Source organism: Acetobacter pasteurianus, assembly GCF_009914215.2.
GTDB lineage: Bacteria > Pseudomonadota > Alphaproteobacteria > Acetobacterales > Acetobacteraceae > Acetobacter > Acetobacter pasteurianus.
Genome location: NZ_CP039846.2, coordinates 1,887,166 through 1,910,022 on the forward strand (window position 1 = coordinate 1,887,166; position 22,857 = coordinate 1,910,022).

The window sequence follows — 22,857 nt, forward strand, 5'->3', positions numbered from 1 at the left end:
CTTTAAATCTGGTAGAAACGTGGTGTGATTTACTTCTTCCACCAACCGGTACGTCTGCGCGTTGCCGGCGGGCTATCTTCAATCACGATAGGCTGAACAATAGCTTCTTCTTTATCAGAAGCCTCGGTTGCGGCTTCTTTAGGTGCAGGAGCAGCTACAGTTTCGCTTTCGCTGGCAGCTTCCGTAGCAGGTGCGGGTTCTGCCTTTTTACGTGTGGTGCGCCGACGTGTTGTTTTCTTCGGCTTTTCCTCGGCAGTTTCCGCTGTGGAAGTTTCTGCTGTTTCCGCAGTCTCATCCTTTGCCGCTGTTTTGCGGCGGGTTGTGCGACGGCGTACAGGCTTTTTAGGCGGTTCTGCTTCAGCAGAGGCAGCTTCATCTGCCGGTGCTGCTACAGGAGCTTCAGCCTGTTCGGCATTTTCTTCTGCTGCGGGTTCTACCTTCTTACGTGTGCGGCGGCGGCGTGGTTTAGGCGCTTCCTCCGTTTTTTCTGGTTCTTCAGTTGTGGCAGCAACAGGCTGAGGTGCAACCTCTTCCGTTTTCGCTACTTCAACAGGCACGCTTGCGGTTTCTTCCTGAACATCGGCTGCTTTGGGGGCCGGTGCTGTTTCGGCAACCTGTTGGCGCGCCGTGTTTTCCAGTAGCTCGAAAATATCTGGCGCACCGCCAAATGGGTTGGCCGGTGTTGGGCCTTCCCATGCTGGCATAGTGGGCCGTGGCGCAGGGCCTTCTTCAATATCTACGTGGATTTCTGTGCGCGTTTCAGCCGGTTTGCGCACGCGGGAGCGGCGGGTTCTACGCCGACCCGGCACCAGATTGGTTTCTGCATCTGCTTCTGCAACAGGTTCTACTGTGTTTTCAGAAGCTGCAATTGGTGTGGCTTCATCTGCTTCCGGCGTGATGGCATCAGACTGCGTCTGTGTTGCGGGAGCCTGATTGGTATCCTGATCACTCCGCCGACGGCGACGACGACGACGGCGACGGCGTGGCTCATCCGAATTATCGACCGTTTCCTGAATGGCAGTAGGTTCTGTCGCCGGAATTTCTGGAGCGGCCGCAATAACTTCATCAGCCACAATGTTTTCAACCGGCGGCAATGGCGGCTGAATCCGTGGTGGACGTGCATGCTGGCGGCGTTCGATCCGAACTTCCGGAGCAGGCAGTGTGTTGTCTGCAGCAAACAGCACTTCCATCTGGTGGCGCTGTTCAATCTGGGTCAGCCAGTCCCGCTTGTTGTTCAGGATATAGAAAGCAATATCCGCAGCAACATGCACGGTAATGGCGGAAGAACGGCGGCGTGCGCCTTCTTCTTCCACTGCGCGCAGAACATGCAGGGCGGAGCTTTCAATGCTGCGCATCATGCCTGTGCCATTACAGTGCGGGCAGGGCATGAAGGCAGCTTCTGCCACAGATGGCCGCAGCCGCTGGCGTGACATTTCCAGCAACCCGAAGTGGGAGATGGAGCCAATCTGGATACGTGCCCGATCATGCCGCAGGGCATCTTTCAGGCGGCGTTCGATCATGGAATTGTGACGGCGGGACTCCATATCAATGAAGTCGATCACAATCAGACCTGCCAGATCACGCAGGCGCAGTTGGCGGGCCACTTCATCTGCCGCTTCCTGATTGGTGCGGAAGGCTGTTTCCTCAATATTACGCTGGCTGGTGGCTTTGCCGGAGTTGACGTCAATGGCAACCAAGGCTTCTGTCTGGTTGATCACCAAGTAGCCACCGGAGCGCAGAGATACCACGGGGGAGAACATGGCATCCAGATGCCCTTCCACGTGGTAGTGTGTGAACAGGGGCTGGTTTTCCTTGTTCCACAACCGGACTTTTTCTGCGTGCTGAGGCATCAGCATCCGCATGAAGTCCCGCGCGGCCTTCCAGCCGTTTTCCCCATCCACCACAATTTCGCTGATCTCGCGGGTGTAAACATCGCGGATAGCGCGTTTTACCAAGCTTGCTTCTTCGTAAATTAGCGCAGGTGCAACGGATTGAAGTGTATGCTCGCGGATATCATCCCATAGATGGAGCAGGTATTCGCAGTCTCGCGTAATTTCCGGGCCGGGGCGCTGGGCACCTGCTGTGCGCACAATCATGGCCATGCCGCGGGGCAGGTTAAGATCGGAAACAATATCCCGCAGGCGGCGGCGATCTGCCACGGATGTAATCTTGCGTGAAACGCCACCACCGCGCAGGGCATTGGGCATAAGCACACAATAGCGGCCAGCCAGAGAAACATAGGTGGTCAGGGCTGCGCCCTTGTTGCCACGTTCTTCCTTAACCACCTGTACCAGCAGCACTTGGCGGCGGCGGATAACTTCCTGAATGCGATAGTTGCGCAGGAATCGGGCAATGCGTTTCTGAATAAGGGCTTCTTCACCCGTATCCGTTTCGCCGCCTACATAGTCAGGTGCATCCTGCTTATTGGCAGAACGTTCTTCCCGTTCAGACCCTTCATCTTCACTCTGAGCAGAGGGGTCAGAAGCTTCTGTGTCCTGCTCCGTGTCAGATGCCTGAGCTTCTGCATTGTCAGATGCATCATCTTCATCAGCGCCGTTTTCGGCGTTTTCCAGCAGAGCTTCTTCTTCAGCCTGTAGAGCAAGAAGCTTTTCGCGGTCAGAAACCGGGATCTGATAGTAATCAGGATGGATTTCGCTAAAAGCCAGAAAGCCGTGGCGGTTGCCGCCATATTCTACAAAGGCGGCCTGCAGGCTTGGCTCTACGCGAACAACGCGGGCAAGGTAGATGTTCCCTTTAAGCTGCTTTTTGGCAGCAGATTCAACATCGTAATCTTCAAGCCGATTTCCGTCCATCACAACAACGCGCGTTTCTTCCGCGTGTGTTGCGTCGATCAGCATACGCTTTGACATAAAAAGAAAAACTCCGGTGCGCCGGTGGCCAGCCTGTGTGGTGCTGCCGCGTAAATGGCATGGCACGACGGAGCAGGGGCTCTTCCGGCGGATATAAACAGGCGTGCGATAAAAATTGGAAGGCGTACAAAGTTTCCACAGCTGCCCCTGTATCAGCATCCATCAGGCATGGTACGGCCTGCGGTCTAGCTGTTTTCAGCAAAGGGGTGGGGCGGGCGATGGTCATGTATCCTTCAGTCAGTGTTTTCTGCCCCTGATCTTTATGCGTGCGGGCGCGGTATTTTATGTAACCGGCGGCCCCCGTTCACGGCATGGACGGAGCGGAAAAAGCGCATGACGGGCATTTCTACCCTTGTGCCACGCTGTGTGAACATGGCTCAAATAACTATAAATCGCAAGCCATTCGTAACAAACACTGTTTTAGGGTGCTGCTACACCTTTTTTCTGTCATTTTCAGTGCACACTTTGGCATAAAGTGGACAGGAGCACTTTAATGGCTTTTCAGGCAGACAAGATGGACGGCAAAACTGTTACTTCTACAGCGTTGCAGAAGGGTGTAACGCGCCGTTCCGGCCTGCTGTATTTGGGTGGTGGCGGACTTGTTGCTGCAAGTGTGCCTGTAAATGTTTGGGCTGCAAGTAAACAGGCAACGGCACATAAGCTGGCTGCTCCGGCCATTATCGGCAAAGCACGCCCTGCTGCGCCGCTTGTGATGCTAGACCCCGGGCATGGAGGTAAAGATCCGGGCGCCATTGGGTACACCGGTACATATGAAAAGCATGTAGCAGAAGCAGCCGCGCAAGAATTGAAGCGGCAATTGTTGGCAACAGGCCGTTACCGCGTAGCCATGACGCGTGCCGGAGACCATTTTGTGCCGCTGGATGGCCGGGTGGAGTTGGCGCAGCAGCACGGAGCATCGCTTTTCATTTCCATGCATGCAGATGCCTTGCACAGCCCGCAGGTGCGTGGCGCAAGTGTTTATACCCATTCGCACGGTGCATCAGACAGCCAGACAGCAGATTTGGCCAAGACTGAAAACAGCGCAGACCGATATGGTGGGCCAATGGTGCATAGTGCATCGCCAGAGGTGCAGCAGATTCTTGCTAGTCTGGTAACGGAGGAAACCCGTAAAGGGTCAGCCCATATGGCGCAGGCTGTGGTGTCCGCCTTCAATTCTCGGGTGTTGTTGTTGCCGCACCCACATAGGCATGCGGCTTTTGCGGTGTTGAAGTCTGCCCAAATTCCCTCGGTTCTGGTTGAAATGGGCTTTATGTCAAACCGGATGGATGAGGCCGCGTTGCGTCAGGCAGGCCACCGGGCCATGGTGGCCGGGGCCATGCGAGACGCCGTTAATCGTTATTTTGCGTCAGCCGGGGTAGGGTTGGCAGGCTGAAGCCGCGCCTGCTTACGGGCAAGGCGGCGCTGCTTAAGGATTAGCAGGTGCTTGCGGAACCAATCCAGCATGCCGGATAGTGTAACAACTGTTACGCCAATGATTGTCCATTTATCCAATGGTTCATGGAACAGCGTGTAACTGAACAGCACCGCCCAAACCATTTGGGTATATTGAGGCAACGCAACACGGCTGGCGGGGGTAAGGGTAGCCGCCAACATAATAAGTAACTGACCGAGAGCGGCCAGAAACCCATAGCCAAACAGATTCCCCCAATCTGCAACCGTATCGGGCCATGTAAAGTTGGGAAGGGCCAGAAGGCCATCTCCCAGTAGCGGTCCGGCCAGGCTGGAGCCAAGAACGCCCAGTTTTGTCGTGCCCGTACCGGCCACCCGGTAAGCAATAACGTTTACAGCACTGGCAATAGCGGCGGCTAATGCGCAAGCATGCCCAAAATGAAGTGGCCGCACACCGGGGCGAAGCACGATGAGAACGCCTGCAAACCCGATTGCCACAGCAACCCACCCCCAAGGTGACACTTTTTCCTTAAGAGCCACCACAGAAAGAATAGTGGCGATAAAGGGCATCAGGAACATGAGCGAGAGTGCTTCTGGCATGGACAGAAGCATGAAGGATTCTACGCTGGCGGCTGTGGCAATAAATGTTGCGACAGCCCGAATCCACCACATGCCCGGTTTTTGAATGGGCAGAATGTTCAGCCAGGATTGACCGCGTGTTTTAACAAACGGAACCAGTAGCAGCCCAAAAACCCCACCAGAAAAGGCAACCTCGAATGGGTTGAGCCTGCCGGTAAGCAGTTTGGAAAAAGCATCACTTATGGAGAAAGCTGCAAACCCCAATAAAGACAGCAGCAGGCCCTTGGTGGGCGGGCTAAGTTTCATGTGTTTTGCTCTGCCTAATGGCGCGTAAGTGAAAAGAATAAAGAGGTGTCATAAACAGCCCGAAGGCTGAATTGAACACTCAATTCTTTATATTTACCATTTAGGGAGAAGAAAATATCATATAAGCTATATATGATATTTGGTGCCCAGAAGAAGACTCGAACTTCCACGACCTTGCGGCCACAGGTACCTGAAACCTGCGCGTCTACCAATTCCGCCATCTGGGCTCAAATGGCAACCAGGAGTGTTCCCGGCTGGTGAAGAGGCGTTTACCCCGCTGTGATGGGGGCGTCAACAGGGAAAATGATTTTTCTGACAGATTTGTGTCATTTACCTCTCTGGCGTGGGCGGAGGGAATGGCTCACAGTGCACAAAATGCTTGGTAAACCGGGAAAACGAGGGTGACTTATGAGCGCGCGTAAAATTGCAACCGTATTGGGTGGTGGCGGGTTTGTAGGGCGTTATGTGGTGCAAAATTTGGCGCGTGCTGGGTATGAGGTGCGTGTGGCCAGCCGCCGGCCAGATTTAACGGCGCGTTTACGGGCGTTGGGGCGTGTGGGGCAGATTGCGCCTTTTTATGCATCTGTTCTGGATGATGCCTCCGTAGCCTGTGCCGTGCAGGGTGCGGATGTGGTGATCAACCTTGTGGCTGTTTTAACTTCTGTAAAGCAGCAAACGCTCCAGGCGGTAAATGTCGAAGGTGCAGGGCGCGTGGCCCGTATAGCTGCAGAAGCAAATGTGCCTGTGTTTGTGCAGATGTCCGCACTCGGAGCTTCGGAAACAGCTCTTTCAGAGTATGGTAAAAGTCGCGCCGCAGGTGAGAAAATTGTGCGCCAATATCGGCCGGATGCAGTGATTATACGGCCTTCGGTTATTTTCGGGCCGGAAGATCATTTCTTTAACATGTTTGCGGGTCTTGCGCGGTATTTGCCGTGTTTGCCGGTTTACAGCGCGCATGCGCGCTTACAGCCTGTGTATGTGGGAGATGTGGCGCAGGCAATATTCATGGTCGCACAGTCTTCTGCCTTCGCGGGAAAGGAATTTTTGTTAGGCGGTCCGCAGGAAATGACCATGCTGGATATTGCCCGTTTTGTGTTGCGCGTAACGCAGCGGCATAAGCCCGTTTTTATTGTGCCATCGGTAGTGGCAAAATTGCAGGCTATGATTTTAGAGCGGCTGCCGGGGCATTTTCTGACGCAGGATCAACTGCGGATGTTGGCATCTGATAATGTTGTGCCGACAGGAAGATCCGGGTTTGAGGCGTTGGGTATAGTGCCGCAAAGCGTGGAGGCTATTGTGCCGTCTTACTTGGCGCGGTTTAGGGGTGGTGAAGGCCAAAAAGACATATCCGTTCCTGTATAATGGGTTGGAGATAAAAAGGTCCGAAAAGTTACCTTTTTATCTGACCGATTGGATGAATTTAGGTTTCGATATGGTGAAAAATATAAAAAGGTAAGCATTGCTGTCTTTTTATATTTACAGAGAACAAGCACGTTAGCCCCAGCAAAGTTTAGGGGCGGAGTCTGTCTGGCGCGCCCTTTCTCCGGGGATGCCACATGACGACCAAGATGCTTCAATTTGTCTCTGTGCCGCAAAAGCAGCCAGACAAGCGCGCGGCTACAGCGCGGCGGACAGATTTTGATGAAATTTATAAAGACTTCGCAACACCAGAAGCCACCGAGCAGGCAAGCCGGTGTTCGCAGTGCGGTGTGCCGTTCTGTTCGGTGCACTGCCCGCTCGGCAACAATATTCCTGATTGGCTGATGCTGACAGCACAGGGGCGGTTGGAAGAAGCCTATGGCGTATCGTCCGCCACCAATACCTTCCCAGAAATCTGTGGTCGTATTTGCCCGCAGGATCGGCTGTGTGAGGGCAACTGCGTTATCGAACCGGGTTTCGAAAGCGTGACCATTGGTGCGGTAGAACGCTACATTACCGATACTGCGTTTGAAAAAGGCTGGGTTAAACCCGTTAGCCCGGTGCTGGAGCGCAGCCAGTCTGTTGCCATTATTGGTGCTGGCCCGGCTGGCTTGGCAGCGGCAGATCAGCTGCGTGCGCAAGGTTATAAAGTGCATGTGTATGATCGGTATGATCGGGTAGGCGGTCTGCTGGTTTACGGTATTCCCGGCTTTAAGCTGGAAAAACACATTGTGGCGCGCCGCCATAAGCTGCTGGAAGAAGGCGGCGTGGTCTTTCATCTAGGTCAAGGCATTGGGGATGGTGAGGGTGAACTGTCTTTTGCAGATTTGCGTAGCCGCCATGATGCTGTTCTGATTGCCACCGGTGTTTATAAATCGCGCGAAATTGGCGGCCCCGGTGTTGGGCTGGCAGGTATTGAAAAGGCGTTGGATTATCTAACAGCTTCTAACCGGCGTTCCTTGGGTGATACTTTGCCGCCAGAAGCGCAGGCATTGGATGCAGCAGGCAAAAATGTGGTGGTTCTGGGTGGTGGTGATACCGCAATGGACTGCGTACGCACGGCTATTCGCCAAGGCGCAAAATCCGTGAAATGTCTGTATCGGCGCGATAAAGCCAACATGCCTGGTTCTGCCCGTGAAGTAAAAAATGCGGAAGAAGAAGGCGTACAGTTTGAATGGCTGGCAGCGCCCGAAGCCTTTTTGGGTGAAGGCCATGTCTCTGGCGTGCGCGCCGTGCGGATGAAGCTGGGCCTGCCAGATGCCACAGGCCGCCAGTCGGTCGAACCGTTGGAAGGGTCTTCTTTCACGCTGGATGCAGATCTGGTTATCAAGGCTCTTGGGTTTGACCCGGAACCGCTGCCGCAACTGTGGGGGCAGAAGGATCTGGCCGTATCCCGTTGGGGTACGCTCAAGGTTGGTCAGAAAGATTTCATGACATCTCTGCCGGGCGTGTTTGCCGCAGGGGATATTGTGCGTGGGGCCAGTCTGGTTGTGTGGGCCATTCGTGATGGGCGCGATGCAGCGGCCTGTATGCACCAATGGATTCAGGAAAATGTAACGGCTACCGCCAAGGCGGAGCAGGGCTAATGGATATGGAACAGTTTCCCAACACCGTTTCCGCTGAAAGTGGCGAGGAATTTCTGAAAGCGTGGGATGCCAATGTGGCCGCGCTGGATGGGCTGTATGATCCCGCTGACGAGCGCGATTCCTGCGGTGTGGGCCTTGTGGCCGCACTGGATGGCAAGCGCCGGCGTGAGGTGGTTGAAGCTGGTATTGCCGCGCTGAAAGCCATCTGGCACCGCGGCGCAGTGGATGCCGATGGCAAGACGGGCGATGGTGCGGGTATTCATGTAGAAATTCCGCAGGAATTTTTTGCAGATGCCATTACCAGCACGGGTGATCGCCCGGATGAAAGCCGGATTGCGGTAGGGCAGGTGTTTCTGCCCAAAACCGATCTGGCTGCGCAGGAACAGTGCCGCCAGATTATCGAAACCCAGATTCTGGCGTTTGGCTACGGCATTTACGGCTGGCGTCAGGTGCCGATTGATACGTCCTGCATTGGTGAAAAAGCCAACGCAACGCGCCCGGAAATTGAGCAGATTCTTATCCGCAATCTTCCCAATAAAGGGGAAGAGGAGTTTGAGCGTGATCTGTATGTGATCCGCCGCCGGATAGAAAAAGCCGCCATTGCCGCGCAGGTTGATCTGTATATCTGCTCGCTGTCATGCCGGTCCGTTATCTATAAAGGCATGTTCCTTGCCGAGCATCTGACAGAGTTTTATCCGGATCTGCTGGATGAACGCTTTGTCAGCCGCTTTGCTATTTATCACCAGCGCTATTCCACCAACACCTTCCCCACATGGAAGCTGGCACAGCCATTCCGTCGCCTTGCGCATAATGGTGAAATCAACACCATTTCGGGCAACATCAACTGGATGAAAAGCCATGAAACACGGCTTTCTCACCCAGACCTTGATCCGTGGATGGCAGATATCAAGCCGCTGGTGCAGGCTGGTGGGTCCGATACCGCAACGCTGGATAACGTTTACGAACTGCTGACTTTTGCAGGGCGTGATGCTCCGTTTGCCAAAGCGCTGATGATCCCGGCAAGTGTGGGTGGCAATTCCTCCATGAAGCCCGCGCACCGTGACATGTTCACGTATTGCAACGCCGTCATGGAACCGTGGGATGGCCCCGCAGCACTGTGCGCCACAGATGGCCGCTGGGTTGTGGCCGGGCTGGATCGCTCTGGCCTGCGCCCGCTGCGTTATACGGTCACAACCGATAATCTGCTGATTGTCGGTTCTGAAACCGGCATGGTGCGCGTGCCTGAAAACGCCATTGTCAGCCGTGGCCGCCTTGGTCCGGGTGAGATGATCGGTGTCGATCTTCAGGAAGCCAAGTTGTACGGTAATACCGAACTGCTTGATCTGCTTGCTGCACGGCAGGATTTTTCAAGCTGGATCAAACGCACCCAGAAAATTGGCCATATCGTCCGTTCGGATGTGACAGAACCAGTTTATTACGAAGGTGAAGAACTGCGCCGCCGCCAGTTGGCTGTGGGCAGCACGCTGGAAGAACTGGAAGCCATTCTGCATCCAATGGTATCTACCGCCAGTGAAGCCATTGGCTCCATGGGTGATGATACGCCGCTGGCCGTGCTCTCTCCGCGGTATCGTGGGTTGGCGCACTATTTCCGGCAGATGTTCAGCCAGGTCACCAATCCGCCAATCGATTCCCTGCGTGAATCCCGCGTCATGAGCCTGACAACGCGGCTGGGCAATCTGGGTAATATTCTGGATCAGTCACCCGAACAGTGTGACATGCTCCAGTTGCCTAGCCCGGTGCTGACATCTGGTGAGTATGAAGGGCTGCGCAATTTCACGGGCACGTCTGGCTGCGTGATTGACTGCACATTCCCCGCCAAGGATGGGGAAGCTGGCCTGCGTGAAGCCATCGCCCGTATCCGGCGTGAGGCAGAAGAAGGCGTACGTGGTGGATGCACCCACGTGTTCCTGACAGATGAAGATCAGTCTGCCGAACGTGCATCCATCCCCATGATTTTGGCGACAGGTGCTGTGCATACGCATCTGGTGCGCACATCCTTGCGCACATTTACGTCTTTGAACGTACGCACAGCGACGGCGCTGGATGTGCATGCCATTGCGGTGACAATTGGCGTGGGTGCCACCACGGTTAACCCCTATCTGGCGCAGGAAAGCATTGCAGACCGGCATCGTCGTGGTCTGTTTGGGCAGATGAGCTTGCGTGAGTGCATGGAACGCTACCGTAAAGCGGTAGATAAAGGCCTGCTTAAGATCATGTCCAAGATGGGTATTTCCATCGTGGCATCTTATCGTGGCGGCTGTAATTTTGAGGCTGTGGGCCTTTCCCGCGCGCTTACGGCAGAATTCTTCCCGGGCATGCCTTCACGTATTTCCGGTATTGGGCTTTCCGGTATTGCGCGCAACGTGCTGCAACTGCACGAACGCGCATGGGCTGCAACAAACACGCTCACTTTGCCGGTAGGCGGCCTTTACAAGCTGCGCCGGAGTGGAGAGCAGCACGCGTTTGATGGTGGCCTTATTCATATGCTGCAAACTGCAGTGGCCACTGGCAGCTTCACCATCTACCAGCGTTATGCAGATGCCGTGCATGCTCAGCCACCTGTAGCCCTGCGTGATCTGCTGGACTTCCGTGATGGGCGCACGCCTATTCCGGTGGAAGAAGTGGAAAGCATTACGCAGCTGCGTAAACGCCTGATTTCGCCGGCAATTTCCTTGGGTGCACTCAGCCCGGAAGCGCATGAAACGCTTTCCATCGCCATGAATCGCATCGGTGCAAAGTCCGATTCTGGTGAGGGTGGGGAAGATCCGGCACGCGCCAAGCCACGCCCGAATGGGGATAACGCATCCTCCGCCATCAAGCAGGTGGCATCTGGCCGATTTGGTGTTACGGCGCAGTATCTGAACGATTGCCGTGAGCTGGAAATCAAGGTGGCACAGGGTGCTAAACCGGGTGAAGGTGGGCAGCTTCCGGGCTTTAAGGTTACGGAGCTGATTGCCAAGTTGCGCCATGCAACTCCGGGTGTGACGCTGATTTCTCCGCCGCCGCATCATGATATCTATTCGATCGAAGATCTGGCGCAGCTGATTTACGATCTGAAGCAGATTAACCCGGAAGCAACGGTTACCGTTAAACTGGTAGCACGTTCTGGTATTGGCACCATTGCAGCCGGTGTGGCCAAGGCAAAAGCTGATGCCATTCTGATTTCCGGCCACTGTGGTGGCACAGGCGCAAGCCCGCTCAGCTCCATTAAATATGCAGGCCTGCCGTGGGAACTTGGGCTGGCAGAAACACATCAGGTGCTTATGCTGAACCGCCTGCGCCACCGTGTGCGTTTGCGGGCCGATGGTGGCATCAAAACCGGGCGTGATGTGGTGATTGCTGCCATGCTTGGGGCTGAGGAATTTGGTATTGGCACAGCCAGCCTTGTGGCCATGGGCTGCATTATGGTGCGCCAGTGCCATTCCAATACCTGCCCGGTAGGCGTGTGTTCGCAGGACCCCAAAATGCGCGCCAAGTTTGAAGGCACGCCCGAAAAGGTCATCAACCTGTTCTCCTTCATTGCAGAGGATGTGCGGAATATTCTGGCTTCGCTGGGCTTCCGCTCTCTGGATGAAATTATCGGGCGCACAGACCTGCTACGGCAGGTTTCTCGTGGGGATGACTATCTAGATGATCTGGATCTGAACTCCCTGCTATCTCAGGCAGATCCGGGGCCGTTTGCCCGCTACTGCACGCTGGATGGCCGGAACGAAGTGCCGGATACGCTGGATGCGCAGATGATTGGCGATGCCAAGCCGCTGTTCGACCACGGTGAGAAAATGCAGCTGCACTACAATGTGCAGAACACCCAGCGCGCCATTGGCACGCGTATTTCCTCTCTGATCGTGCGTCAGTTTGGCATGAAAACACTGGCACCGGGGCATCTTACAGTGCGCCTGCGTGGTTCTGCCGGTCAGTCTCTGGGGGCGTTTGCCGTGCAGGGGCTCAAGCTGGAAGTTCTGGGCGATGCCAACGATTACGTGGGTAAGGGGCTTTCTGGCGCAACCATTACGGTGCGTCCTTCTCCGTCCTCCACGTTGGTATCCAACAAGAACGCCATTATTGGTAACACGGTTCTGTATGGGGCTACTGCGGGTGAACTGTATGCCGCAGGGCAGGCGGGTGAGCGCTTTGCCGTGCGTAACTCTGGCGCAACCGCAGTTGTAGAAGGCTGTGGTTCCAACGGGTGTGAATACATGACTGGCGGCACTGTAGTGGTGCTGGATGATGTGGGTGATAACTTTGGCGCAGGCTTTACCGGCGGCATGGCCTTTGTGCTGGATAAGGACAATGTGTTTGACAGCCGGGTAAACCCCGAATCCTTGCTATGGGTGCGTGTCACTGACCCCAAATGGGAGCAGATGCTGCGCGGGCTTGTTGAACGGCATGTGGAAGAAACAGGTTCTGCTTATGCCAGCATGTTGCTGCATAAATGGGATGAGGTTCTGCCGCACTTCTGGCACGTGGTTCCCAAAGATTACGCCCGTATTATCGGCTTTACGGTGCCGGAACAGCAGTTGGAAAAAACAGCCTGACTCATAGGGCTGATTGTAAGCTGACATAAGCAGATGGGCGGAGGGGCAACCTTCCGCCCATTTGTTTTTCATATCTGTTGTGCATGTGAACCGCGCTTGTGTTCACGGCCTCTCGCTTCCAGCAGAAATGCACTGTAAAGTGTTCAATATGGAACACACAGCGCATTCCCTCCGTTCACATTCGCTTCCGGTTTTTGCAACACAAGCCGGTACCGTTGCCAACACACCTGCAGGGCAGGGGGCGGCCTCTCTTCCGCGTTGGGATCTTTCGGCCCTTTACGCGGGGATGGATGATCCGAAGCTGCATGCTGATCTGGCTGAAGCAGAAAAAAAGGCACAGGATTTTGCCAAACAGTATCAGGGCAAAATCAGCAGCCTTTCCGGCAAGGAACTGGCAGACGCCATTGCAACCTTTGAAGTTATTGAGGAAATGCTGGGCAAGGCAGGCTCTTACGCCTCCTTGCTGTTTGCAGCCGATTCTTCAGATGCTTCCATTAGCCAGTTCAGCCAGTCGATCAATGAACGGCTGACGGCTATTTCAACCCATCTGCTGTTTTTCACGCTGGAACTGAACCGGCTGGAAGAAGCTGACCTTCAGGAAAAGCTGAAAGATCCCGCACTGGCGCATTGGCAGCCTTACCTGCGTGATATCCGCATGTATCGCCCGCATCAGCTTTCTGATGATGTGGAAAAGGTTTTGCTGGAAAAATCCGTCACCGGTGGGCAGGCATGGTGCCGCCTGTTTGATGAAACCATTGCAGCCCTGCGCGTCACACTGGATGGGCAGGAAATTACGGTAGGGGATGCACTCAACCGTTTGTCCGATACAAATCGGGCCAAGCGAGAGCAGGCAGGTAAAGCCGTAGGCGACGTGTTTGAAAAAAATGTCCGCCTGTTTGCGCTTATCACCAACACGCTGGCCAAGGATAAATCCATTTCGGATAACCTGCGGCATTTTGCGCGGCCAACCTCATCGCGCAATCTTTCCAACATGGTAGAAGATGAGGTGGTGGATGCACTTGTGTCTGCCGTGCGGGCTGATTATCCGCGTCTTTCCCACCGCTATTATGCTCTAAAAGCCAAGTGGATGGGGTTGGACAAACTGGAGCACTGGGACCGCAACGCCCCGCTGCCCGGCAATGATGACAAGCTGATTCCGTGGTCTGAAGCCAAGAACATTGTGCAAAAGGCGTATGATGGGTTTGACCCACGTATGGGCAAGGTCATCAACACTTTCCTGACGAACCCGTGGATTGATGTGCCGCCAGCACCGGGTAAATCTCCCGGCGCATTTGCGCATCCTACCGTGCCTTCAGCGCATCCTTACATTTTGCTGAACTATCATGGCCGTATCCGGGATGTCATGACACTGGCGCATGAGCTGGGCCATGGTGTGCATCAGGTTCTGGCGGCAAAGCAGGGCTACTTCATGTCCGACACGCCGCTGACATTGGCTGAAACGGCCAGTGTGTTCGGCGAGATGCTGACATTCCAGTCTCTTCTGGATGCAGAAAAAGATCCGCAGCGCCGTCGTCTGCTGCTGGCTGCCAAGGTTGAGGATATGCTCAACACCGTGGTGCGCCAGATTGCGTTTTATGAATTTGAAACCCGCGTGCACGATGCCCGTAAAAAGGGTGAGCTGCTGCCTGAACAGATTGGCGCTATCTGGCGCAGTGTGCAGACAGAAAGCCTCGGCCCGGCCTTTAACTTTACGCCGGAATACGATGTGTTCTGGGCTTATATTCCGCACTTCATCCATTCTCCGTTCTATGTATATGCCTATGCATTCGGAGATTGCTTGGTGAACGCGCTGTATCAGGTGTTTAGTGAAGGCGCGCCGGGTTTCCAGGATAAATACATTGCCATGCTGGAAGCAGGCGGCACCCTCCGCCACAAGGAACTGCTGGCCCCATTTGGGCTGGATGCATCTGATCCGGGTTTCTGGCGCAAGGGGCTGGATGTGATTTCCGGCTTTATTGACCAGTTGGAGCAGGGCTGATTATGGCGCGAGATATGGATAATACCGGCGTTTTTGGTGAACTGCGCCGTATGGTGCAAACAACCGGAACCGTTGGTGGCATTGCAGCCCGGCTGGCAGGCAACAAGATAGGTCTGCGTTCTGGTGGAGCTTCTCACGCAGAAGATCTTAAATCCATGCTGGGTGGGCTAAAAGGCCCGCTCATGAAGGCAGCGCAGCTTCTAGCCACTATTCCCGGTGCATTGCCCGATGAATATGCCGATGAACTGGCGCAGCTTCAGTCTAACGCGCCACCAATGGGGTGGAGCTTCGTGCGCCGCCGCATGACGGCGGAACTTGGCGCGGGATGGGAAAAGAATTTCCGCTCCTTCGGGCGGGAAGCCGCTGCGGCTGCCAGCCTTGGGCAGGTGCATCAGGCGGTGCTGGCCGATGGCCGACGCGTAGCCTGTAAGTTGCAGTATCCGGATATGAAGGCGGCTGTTGAGGCCGATCTGCGCCAGTTCCGTATGGCTATTGGGGTTTACCACAAGCTGGATAACGCCATCCGGCAGGATGATGTGGTGGAAGAGCTTTCTGAACGGCTGCGGGAAGAGCTGGATTACCGGCATGAGGCCGCCAATATGCGCCTCTATCACTCTGTGCTGGCAGATTGCCCGGAAGTTACGGTGCCTTTGCCTATAGATGAACTCTGCACGCAGCGGCTGCTGACGATGGAATGGGTGCAGGGGCAGAACCTCAATGCAGCCATCAAGGCCGGTCTGACAGAGGAACAGAAAAAACGTATTGCGCGCGCACTGTTCCGCGCTTGGTATGTGCCACTGTATCAGTATGGCGTGGTGCATGGTGACCCGCACATGGGCAACTTTACCATGCGGGAAGATGCAGGCCTGAACCTGCTGGATTTTGGGGCTATTCGTATTTTCCAGCCTTCGTTCATCAAGGGGAATATAGACCTCTATTACGCGCTCCGTAACAAGGATATGGACATGGCCGCTCATGCTTATGAAGCATGGGGATTCCGTGACCTGACGCGTGAGAAAGTAGCCGTTCTGAACGAATGGGCAGGACTGTTATATGCCCCGCTGATGGTGGATGAAGAACGCTACATTCAGGATGATAACAACCCGGCCCTTGGGCGGGAGATTCTTTCCAAGGTGCATGATGGGCTGCAAAAAGCCGGAGGTGTGCGTCTGCCGCGTGAATTTGTGCTGGTTGATCGTTCAGCCCTTGGGCTGGGGTCTGTATTCATGCGGCTAAAGGTTAAGATGAACTGGTATCAGCTGTTCCATGAAATCGTGCAGGATTTTGATGAGCAGGTTTTGGCACAGCGCCAGCAGGCAGCCGTTAAGGCTGCACATTTCCCACCAGAAACGCAGCCTGCTTCCTGATAAAAGGCATTTTGGCTGGGGGTGATAAAGCCCCCAGCTCAGTGCTACCGCTTAATATCAGTAAGCCTGATACGCTGCGCGTTTCAGATGGACCTGATTATATTCAAGCTGGTCTTTGGTCAGCTGGAAGCCAATTTCAAACCGATAATCTGAATCCACATTTTTGGGTGGAATAGGCAGATCTACCGTAATCACCTTTGTATCGTCTTCAAAGGTGGAGAGGTTGGCCGGGAAGGATACCGTGTGGTGGAACACATGCTTGTTCACAATCCTGTCTCCGTGCAGCACGGCAATAAACCACGGCAGGGTGAGTGTATTGGCTGTTGCTGCCGGGCCGCGTTCAATCACAAAACGCAGCACGATTCGGGTTTTCAGGTCCTTGGGGCCTGCGGCAAGGCAATCACCCTGTAATTGCAGGATACTGGCGCGGGCCACCATGTTTTTAAAGCCCGTCTGCTTACCTTGGTAGAGGTAGTAATCCGCCGCTTCAGAAGGAATATGTGTAATGGGGCAGGTGGGCGCAAAATCCATGGATTTGCTTTCACCATCACCGCAGCCGCCAAGGGTGGCCAGCAGCCCAAGTGCTGCCAGACCCGGGGCGGCAATACGGGGGAACAGGCTGCGCCATTGGTTGTGATTAGGGAACATGTATGGATCCGGCATTATCGGTTAAAACGGGTTGAACACAGCAGATAGCAGCCATCACACCCACATAGGTATGTTTTTCAAGGCTTTGATGCCGTAAAACGGGTTGCATCCCATGCGTCCTTTGCGTAGGCCACAACTTCCGTCACCTTTATGGGTTTCGGGCATAGCCTGTTTTCAATATGCTTCTTCATAGCCAGTTTTCTTCTATACAGTCCGCTGCAACTTTGGGGAACACCATGCCCGATCAAACTGATACCCTTACCCCGCCCCAGAGCGCAGATGCTCAGCACGGCAGATCTCTTAAGGTTCTGCTGGCAGGCCCACGTGGTTTCTGCGCAGGGGTGGACCGCGCCATCCGTGTGGTGGAAGAAGCCATCCGCCGTTACGGTGCGCCTGTTTATGTCCGCCACGAAATTGTCCATAACCGGACAGTGGTGGAAGAGCTGGAAGCACAAGGCGCCATCTTTGTTGAGGAACTGGATGAAGTTCCCGTAGATGGACACGTTGTTTTCTCTGCTCATGGCGTGCCCAAAACCGTGCCGGTTGAAGCAGAACGCCGTAACCTGTTGTATCTAGATGCCACATGCCCGCTGGTTTCCAAGGTGCATCGTGAAGCTGAGCGTCATTTTGCGGGTGGTGGGCCAGAAAGCCGCCATATCCTGATGATTGGCCATGCAGGCCACCCGGAAGTGGTTGGCACAATGGGCCAGCTACCCCCCGGCGCCATGACACTGATTAACGATGCAGAAGAAGCCCGCACGGTAGAGCCAGAAGACCCAACACGTCTGGCCTTTATCACCCAGACCACACTTTCTGTGGATGATACGGCAGAAATCGTAGATATTCTGCGTGCACGGTTCCCGCTGATTGAAGGGCCAAAGCGCGAAGATATCTGCTACGCTACCACAAACCGTCAGGAAGCCGTAAAAACCATCGCACCTGAATGCGATCTGGTTATTGTTATTGGCTCTCCCAATTCTTCCAACTCCCAGCGTCTGCGTGAAGTGGCGGAACGTTCCGGCACGCCGCGTGCGCTTTTGGTGCCGCGTCTGGATTCTCTGGATTGGTCCGTGCTGGAAGGCGTGAACACGCTGGGCATTACGGCTGGTGCTTCTGCGCCGGAAGCACTGGTGCAGGAAATGCTGGCAGAAATGGCCAAGCGTTACACGCTGTGCATTGAAGAGCGGATTGTGAAGGAAGAAAACGTAACGTTCCGCCTTCCCGCACCGCTAGGCTAAAGGTGCTGCATGGCCGTCTATACGGACGTTGGAAACGAGGCCCTGGAAGCGTTTTTGCAGGATTACGCCATAGGGTCTCTGGTTGCGTTTCGCGGTATTGCCGAAGGGGTGGAGAACAGTAATTTCCAACTGCGTACAACAGATGGAGATTACATTCTTACCCTGTACGAAAAACGGGTGAATGCGCAGGATCTGCCTTGGTTTTTAGGGCTTATGCAGCATCTGGCGCGTGAGGGGGTGACATGCCCCCAGCCCGTGGCTGATTCGCAAGGCCATGTGCTGAAAACACTGGCAGGCAGGCCCGCTGCCATTACCACATTCTTGCCCGGTGTGTGGCCGCGTGTGGTGAGGCTTGAGCATTGTCGCCCACTTGGGCGGGCATTGGCGCAGTTGCATGTGGCAGGGCGCTCTTACAAGCCGGAACGTCAGAACAGCTTGGGGCCAGATGCGTGGTTTGCGTTGCTGCAAAGCTGTGGCGCAGGCGCAGATAATGTGTGCGCAGGTTTGCGGGATGAACTGCAAAATGCCCTAGAGCATATTCTGCCATTTTGGCCGGGGCGGGGGAATAATCCGCTTCTGCCGCGCGGGCAGATTCATGCAGACATGTTTCCGGATAACGTTTTCTTTCTGGACCATGCCGTTTCAGGCGTGATTGATTTTTACTTCGCCTGCACGGATTTTCTGGCCTACGACATTGCCATCTGTTTGAACGCATGGTGCTTTCAGGCTGATGGGGCGTTTAACATCACTTTTGCCCGGCACATGATGCAAGGGTATGAGGAAATACGCCCGTTAGAGCCAGCAGAGCGTAAGCTTATGCCAGTTTTGGCCAGAGGTGCGGCCATGCGCTTTTTGCTCACCCGGCTGTATGACTGGATCAATACACCAGCAGATGCCTTGGTGACGCCCAAAGATCCGATGGATTACCTGAAGCGCCTGCGCTTCCACTTGGAAACGGACAGTGCTGATGCCTACGGATTCTGAAACCAGCAACGCAACAGAACAACCCGCTCTGGCAGTTGAAATCTGGACAGATGGCGGATGCCGCCCAAACCCCGGCCCGGGTGGCTGGGGCGTTCTGCTGCGCTGCAAAGGTGTGGAACGGGAGCTTTCTGGCGGTGAGCGTGAAACCACCAACAACCGTATGGAGCTCACAGCCGCCGCAGAAGCGCTGGAAGCCCTGACACGCCCCTGTGTGGTGAACCTGCATACAGATAGCGAATATGTACGCAATGGCATTACCCGGTGGCATACAGGCTGGGTAAGGCGAAATTGGCGTAATGCATCGGGTGATCCGGTTGCCAATATGGATTTGTGGCGCAGGCTGCTTGATGTAGCCAAACGGCATGAGGTTTCATGGCATTGGGTAAAAGGACACTCCGGTGTGCCAGAAAATGAACGGGTGGATCAACTGGCAACAGAAGCCCGGGAAAAAATAGAACAGTCTCTTTTAGAGAGCTAAAAACAAACCGGCTGAAAGGCCGGTTTTTTCATGGGGCATTGTGAGGGAAAAATCACTGTGGCTGAACGCAAAACATACCAAACCATAGCCGGGTATATGGTGGCGTTTGTGGCTTTAACGCTGCTGTATACCGCTTTGGGTATGACGCAGCCTTTTAATTCAGACAGTGTTTCTACCTTGCTGGCAGCGCAGGATATTCTGCACGGCAATGTTTTGCTGAAAGGGTGGGACCTTTCTACCCAATCCTTCTATTTTACTGAAATTCTGCCTTACGTTGTGATGTTTGGTCTGTTTGGCTGGCATGTATCTTTTTATTACATCGTGCCCGCCATGCTGTGGGCCATTGCTATGTTGCTGGCGTTTCGTATCGCGCGTTTGACAACGGGCAATACGGGGTGGCCGCTTCTTGTTCTGTTAGCGGCGCCGAGTGCCTTTGCCGTTCATCTGGTATTGTCTCCCTGTTACCATGTTGGCGCTTACGTGGGCATGTTGCTGTTCTGGCTGATGTGCTTACAGAAGCCTCAATGCCTACAACCCAAAAGTGCGTTCGGCATCTGCGCGCGTTGGAGTGGGACTGTTCTGTTTGTTGCGTTGCTGCTGAGCAGTGATGATCTGGTAAAGTACACCCTAGCTTTGCCGGTTATTCTGGCCGCTATCGGGTTCAGCCTTGAACAACGCACTCCAAAATATTTGGGGCTTGCCAGCAGCATGGTGGGGGCTTTGCTGCTGGAGCACGTTATTAAAACAGTGCTGGCCCATAATGGGGCCTTCCATGTGCCGGGGTTGTGGAGTTCGTCTTTTGGCTCGCAAAGTCGGGCCTCGTACAATCTGAGTGTCTTGTTTTCCGGCTTTTTACAGTATTTCGGCGCCGATTTTTTTGGAAAGCCGATTACGCTTTCAGGTTCTGGGCGCGAATTGTTCCATCTGGCTTGTGCTGGTGGCACGGTATGGAGCTGCTTTTATGTGCTGCGTAAGAACCGGCAATGGAATCTGTTTGATCTCTCATCTGTATTTGCCATTGTTATTATGTTGGCAGCCTTTGTTTTTGGCGAACTGACAATGGATGAGCAGTCATTCCGCTATCTGGTTTTTCCGTGCCTGCTGTCCGTTTTGCTGGTTATTCGGCATGTGCAGGTGCCACGTGGTTACGGTTTGCTGTTTGGTATGTGCTGCATTTTGTATGCGGCAACAGTTTTGCCGCATCCTGTTTTGGGATATGCAGCGGCAAACCAAAACTTTCCCGTAAATCGCACTCTGGAACAAATGGGGCTGAAGCAGGGTTTCGCACCATATTGGAGCGCTGCGCGCAACAGTGTGCCATTTCTGGCACGTCTTGCACCTGTTGAATTCATGCCCTCAGGCATCAAAGCATTTCATACTCTTAGCAAGCGGCAATGGTATGAAATGGGCGGCAATTTTATTGTGTGTGAAAGTGCAGATCAGGCCAAGCAGGCGCAAACACAGTTTGGGCCTGCACAAAGGGAAATACGCATAGGCAGCAATACGCTGCTGGTGTGGTCACATCCCTTTAAGGTGCCGCAGAACTGAAGAGCCCGTTCTCAGGGCTCAACGTCAGACTGATAAATATCAATATAATCCTGTGGCGTATTAGGCGCAGATTGTTTGGGTAGCCCAATAACGCGCACATAAATGCGGGTAGAGGGTGTACCGCCATTCATAAGCACGCTGCGCGCGGCCAACCCGCGAGCCAATGCCATACGTCGTGGCAATGATGGATCATCCACAGCGCCGGAACTATAGGCATCTATCAGGGCACGTATATGCGGCTTGTCAGATAAGCGCTGCCCAAATGCCAGAATGGCTTGGTGTGTTTCCGGGTTAAGCGTTGCTGCTTCTGGCGCAAAGGTAATGCGTACACCGCCTTCAATAGGCGTTACCGTGCCTTGGGCTTTCAGGTCCACAGTAGGCTGTGGTGGTACCGGAAAAGGATGAACTTCCACGTCTGATGGCGCAGGGGTCAACTGCGGCAGCGGAGGTGGTGCATTTGGTATTGTTGCTGGCGGCGGTGGTTTATGTGGCTGAACCGCAGGCGTTGCGCTTTTGCTTTCTTGCACTGGGGCAGGCGGAGCCTTAGCCACGGGTGCGGGTGCGGGTGCGGGTGCGGGTGCGGGTGAGGGTGCGGGTGCGGGTGCGGGTTTGGTTTCGGCCGGAGCGGTGGTTACCGGTTTGGTGGCAGGCGTATTTTTAGGTGCAGTTGCAGCCGGTTGCGTATTCTTTACGCTGGATGTTTCTTTTTTCTGCGCTGTGGTGGTTTGCGGCTTTTCCACCACCCGGCGGCGCGTTTCAGTGCGCGCGGGTGTTGTTGTCCGGCGCGGAGCCGTTTCATGCACAGGTGCCGCAGGTGTTTGGGGCGCGGCTACAGGCGCTGCACCACCCAAGCTATCGAGAGCCTGACTGTTGGTGACAATCTGAGCATGTGAAACCGCACTGGTGGCAAGTAGGCTTGCAGCACACAGAAGGACAAGGCGGCGAGAGAAAGGAAACATGTTCTGCATTAAATGGAAGACTAATCCAGAAAAAGAGGAAGAAGAACAGAGGCAACCTGCTTTTGGTGCCTGAAAGCGGCCACACTGCGGCATCATGCAGAAAACTGTTCCGCCGCAATACGTTCAGAAAGGGTTTGTCCGGGGTCAAACAGCAAGGTTACGGCCAATTCTCGGTCTTCCCACGCCTGTACAGAAACAACATCCCGAATTTCTATCGAATCGGCAACGGCTGCAACCGGGCGCTTGTCGTGTTCCAGAACACTAAAACCAACATGAGCTGAGGAAGGCAAAAGTGCCCCGCGCCAGCGGCGTGGTCGAAAGGGACAGATAGGGGTAAGCGGCAGCAAATTGCCAGAAAGCGGCACAATAGGCCCATGCGCAGAAAGGTTGTAGGCGGTGGAACCGGCTGGTGTGGCCAACAAGGCGCCATCACAAATCAGCTCGGGAATACGCACCAGCCTGTCCACATCAATGCGTAATTTGGCTGCCTGCCGTGTCTGGCGGAACAGATAAACATCGTTCAGCGCCAGTGCTTCATGCGCTTCACCATGTGCTGTTACGGCTTTCATGCGCAGGGGGTGAATAACTGCAGCTTGCGCATGAGCCAATCTGTAGGGAAGGTCTTCTTCATCCGTAGGGTTCATCAGAAACCCAACAGACCCACAGTTCATGCCATAGACTGGGGTGGTCAGCCCTGCTTCCAGAATAACGCGCAGGGTTTCCAGCATAAAACCATCACCGCCCAAGCAGATCACAACGTCTGCCTCGCCGGGGTGGCAGTTGCCATAACGGGTTACCAGCCGGTCAAGCTCATCTCGAGCAGTTTCTGTGGGGGCCGCCATAAAAGCCAGATGTTGTGGGGGCCGCATAAAGATTGAGGGCGGGTTTGTAAGAGAAGTAGCAGTCATGC

15 protein-coding genes and 1 tRNA gene are annotated in these 22,857 nt (G+C 54.6%); 10 read left to right on the top strand and 6 right to left on the bottom strand.

What is annotated here, in order from left to right; all coding sequences use genetic code 11:
• Window positions 1-29 precede the first annotated feature (29 nt).
• Window positions 30-2,870: an Rne/Rng family ribonuclease gene (locus tag FCN51_RS22390; protein ID WP_456304871.1), complete on the bottom strand. Its 2,841-nt coding sequence runs from the start codon at window positions 2,868-2,870 to the stop codon at window positions 30-32.
• 493 nt (window positions 2,871-3,363) lie between these two features.
• Between FCN51_RS22390 and FCN51_RS22395 the strand changes: the two genes are divergently transcribed.
• The gene (locus tag FCN51_RS22395; RefSeq protein ID WP_160256908.1) at window positions 3,364-4,263 is read left to right on the top strand and encodes an N-acetylmuramoyl-L-alanine amidase family protein; all 900 of its coding nucleotides are present in this window, start codon (window positions 3,364-3,366) and stop codon (window positions 4,261-4,263) included.
• Here the strand turns inward: FCN51_RS22395 and FCN51_RS22400 are convergent.
• Together FCN51_RS22400 and FCN51_RS22405 are read right to left on the bottom strand one after the other, a co-directional pair.
• Window positions 4,227-5,165 carry a DMT family transporter gene (locus tag FCN51_RS22400; protein WP_003623218.1) on the bottom strand — a complete coding sequence of 313 codons (939 nt, stop codon included), beginning with the start codon at window positions 5,163-5,165 and terminating at the stop codon, window positions 4,227-4,229. The genes FCN51_RS22395 and FCN51_RS22400 overlap by 37 nt on opposite strands.
• A gap of 140 nt (window positions 5,166-5,305) precedes the next feature.
• A tRNA-Leu gene (locus FCN51_RS22405) sits at window positions 5,306-5,392 on the bottom strand.
• A 181-nt stretch (window positions 5,393-5,573) separates the two neighbouring features.
• On the opposite strand from FCN51_RS22405, the gene FCN51_RS22410 reads away from it, so the two are divergent.
• From FCN51_RS22410 to FCN51_RS22430, 5 genes are all read left to right on the top strand, one after another.
• Window positions 5,574-6,527: a complex I NDUFA9 subunit family protein gene (locus FCN51_RS22410; protein WP_003623217.1), complete on the top strand. Its 954-nt coding sequence runs from the start codon at window positions 5,574-5,576 to the stop codon at window positions 6,525-6,527.
• Between the two features lie 194 nt (window positions 6,528-6,721).
• Window positions 6,722-8,170, top strand: coding sequence for an NAD(P)-dependent oxidoreductase (locus FCN51_RS22415; RefSeq protein WP_014457180.1), 1,449 nt, complete (start codon window positions 6,722-6,724; stop codon window positions 8,168-8,170).
• Window positions 8,170-12,726 carry a glutamate synthase large subunit gene (gltB, locus tag FCN51_RS22420; protein WP_160256909.1) on the top strand — a complete coding sequence of 1,519 codons (4,557 nt, stop codon included), beginning with the start codon at window positions 8,170-8,172 and terminating at the stop codon, window positions 12,724-12,726. Before FCN51_RS22415 ends, gltB begins: the two co-directional genes overlap by 1 nt.
• Before the next feature lie 61 nt (window positions 12,727-12,787).
• Complete coding sequence (locus FCN51_RS22425) at window positions 12,788-14,725, top strand: M3 family oligoendopeptidase (protein ID WP_160256910.1); 1,938 nt, start codon at window positions 12,788-12,790, stop codon at window positions 14,723-14,725.
• 2 nt (window positions 14,726-14,727) lie between these two features.
• Window positions 14,728-16,092: an ABC1 kinase family protein gene (locus FCN51_RS22430; RefSeq protein ID WP_160256911.1), complete on the top strand. Its 1,365-nt coding sequence runs from the start codon at window positions 14,728-14,730 to the stop codon at window positions 16,090-16,092.
• A 57-nt stretch (window positions 16,093-16,149) separates the two neighbouring features.
• Here the strand turns inward: FCN51_RS22430 and FCN51_RS22435 are convergent, their stop codons facing one another.
• Complete coding sequence (locus FCN51_RS22435; protein ID WP_014457176.1) at window positions 16,150-16,755, bottom strand: hypothetical protein; 606 nt, start codon at window positions 16,753-16,755, stop codon at window positions 16,150-16,152.
• 221 nt (window positions 16,756-16,976) lie between these two features.
• Here FCN51_RS22435 and ispH point away from each other — a divergent pair, with 221 nt between their 5' ends.
• The 4 genes from ispH to FCN51_RS22455 are packed head-to-tail and all read left to right on the top strand — an operon-like array spanning window position 16,977 to window position 20,988.
• A complete protein-coding gene (ispH, locus tag FCN51_RS22440) occupies window positions 16,977-17,978 on the top strand; it encodes a 4-hydroxy-3-methylbut-2-enyl diphosphate reductase (protein ID WP_026019375.1) in 1,002 nt (333 codons plus the stop codon).
• 9 nt (window positions 17,979-17,987) lie between these two features.
• Window positions 17,988-18,962 (top strand): homoserine kinase, encoded by a 975-nt coding sequence (locus FCN51_RS22445; RefSeq protein ID WP_003623208.1) that lies wholly within the window; start codon window positions 17,988-17,990, stop codon window positions 18,960-18,962.
• Entirely contained in the window at window positions 18,946-19,440 is a 495-nt protein-coding gene (gene rnhA / locus FCN51_RS22450) for a ribonuclease HI (RefSeq protein WP_003628598.1), read from the top strand. Before FCN51_RS22445 ends, rnhA begins: the two co-directional genes overlap by 17 nt.
• A 30-nt stretch (window positions 19,441-19,470) precedes the next feature.
• Window positions 19,471-20,988, top strand: coding sequence for a hypothetical protein (locus FCN51_RS22455; RefSeq protein WP_160256912.1), 1,518 nt, complete (start codon window positions 19,471-19,473; stop codon window positions 20,986-20,988).
• 11 nt (window positions 20,989-20,999) lie between these two features.
• On the opposite strand, the gene FCN51_RS22460 is transcribed toward FCN51_RS22455, so the two are convergent.
• Together FCN51_RS22460 and FCN51_RS22465 are read right to left on the bottom strand one after the other, a co-directional pair.
• Window positions 21,000-22,043: an OmpA family protein gene (locus FCN51_RS22460; RefSeq protein ID WP_160256913.1), complete on the bottom strand. Its 1,044-nt coding sequence runs from the start codon at window positions 22,041-22,043 to the stop codon at window positions 21,000-21,002.
• Window positions 22,040-22,855 carry an NAD kinase gene (locus FCN51_RS22465; protein ID WP_014457173.1) on the bottom strand — a complete coding sequence of 272 codons (816 nt, stop codon included), beginning with the start codon at window positions 22,853-22,855 and terminating at the stop codon, window positions 22,040-22,042. The genes FCN51_RS22460 and FCN51_RS22465 overlap by 4 nt, the downstream gene beginning before the upstream one ends.
• Between the last annotated feature and the right edge of the window lie 2 nt (window positions 22,856-22,857).

What these genes read in the sequence shown, in the direction of transcription:
- rnhA (WP_003628598.1), top strand. Translation starts at nt 18,946, where the DNA reads ATGCCTACGGATTCTGAAACCAGCAACGCAACAGAACAACCCGCTCTG.
- FCN51_RS22390 (WP_456304871.1), bottom strand. Translation starts at nt 2,870, where the DNA reads ATGTCAAAGCGTATGCTGATCGACGCAACACACGCGGAAGAAACGCGC.
- FCN51_RS22445 (WP_003623208.1), top strand. Translation starts at nt 17,988, where the DNA reads ATGGCCGTCTATACGGACGTTGGAAACGAGGCCCTGGAAGCGTTTTTG.
- FCN51_RS22430 (WP_160256911.1), top strand. Translation starts at nt 14,728, where the DNA reads ATGGCGCGAGATATGGATAATACCGGCGTTTTTGGTGAACTGCGCCGT.
- FCN51_RS22400 (WP_003623218.1), bottom strand. Translation starts at nt 5,165, where the DNA reads ATGAAACTTAGCCCGCCCACCAAGGGCCTGCTGCTGTCTTTATTGGGG.
- FCN51_RS22415 (WP_014457180.1), top strand. Translation starts at nt 6,722, where the DNA reads ATGACGACCAAGATGCTTCAATTTGTCTCTGTGCCGCAAAAGCAGCCA.
- FCN51_RS22435 (WP_014457176.1), bottom strand. Translation starts at nt 16,755, where the DNA reads ATGCCGGATCCATACATGTTCCCTAATCACAACCAATGGCGCAGCCTG.
- FCN51_RS22455 (WP_160256912.1), top strand. Translation starts at nt 19,471, where the DNA reads ATGGGGCATTGTGAGGGAAAAATCACTGTGGCTGAACGCAAAACATAC.
- FCN51_RS22460 (WP_160256913.1), bottom strand. Translation starts at nt 22,043, where the DNA reads ATGATGCCGCAGTGTGGCCGCTTTCAGGCACCAAAAGCAGGTTGCCTC.
- ispH (WP_026019375.1), top strand. Translation starts at nt 16,977, where the DNA reads ATGCCCGATCAAACTGATACCCTTACCCCGCCCCAGAGCGCAGATGCT.
- FCN51_RS22395 (WP_160256908.1), top strand. Translation starts at nt 3,364, where the DNA reads ATGGCTTTTCAGGCAGACAAGATGGACGGCAAAACTGTTACTTCTACA.
- gltB (WP_160256909.1), top strand. Translation starts at nt 8,170, where the DNA reads ATGGATATGGAACAGTTTCCCAACACCGTTTCCGCTGAAAGTGGCGAG.
- FCN51_RS22410 (WP_003623217.1), top strand. Translation starts at nt 5,574, where the DNA reads ATGAGCGCGCGTAAAATTGCAACCGTATTGGGTGGTGGCGGGTTTGTA.
- FCN51_RS22465 (WP_014457173.1), bottom strand. Translation starts at nt 22,855, where the DNA reads ATGACTGCTACTTCTCTTACAAACCCGCCCTCAATCTTTATGCGGCCC.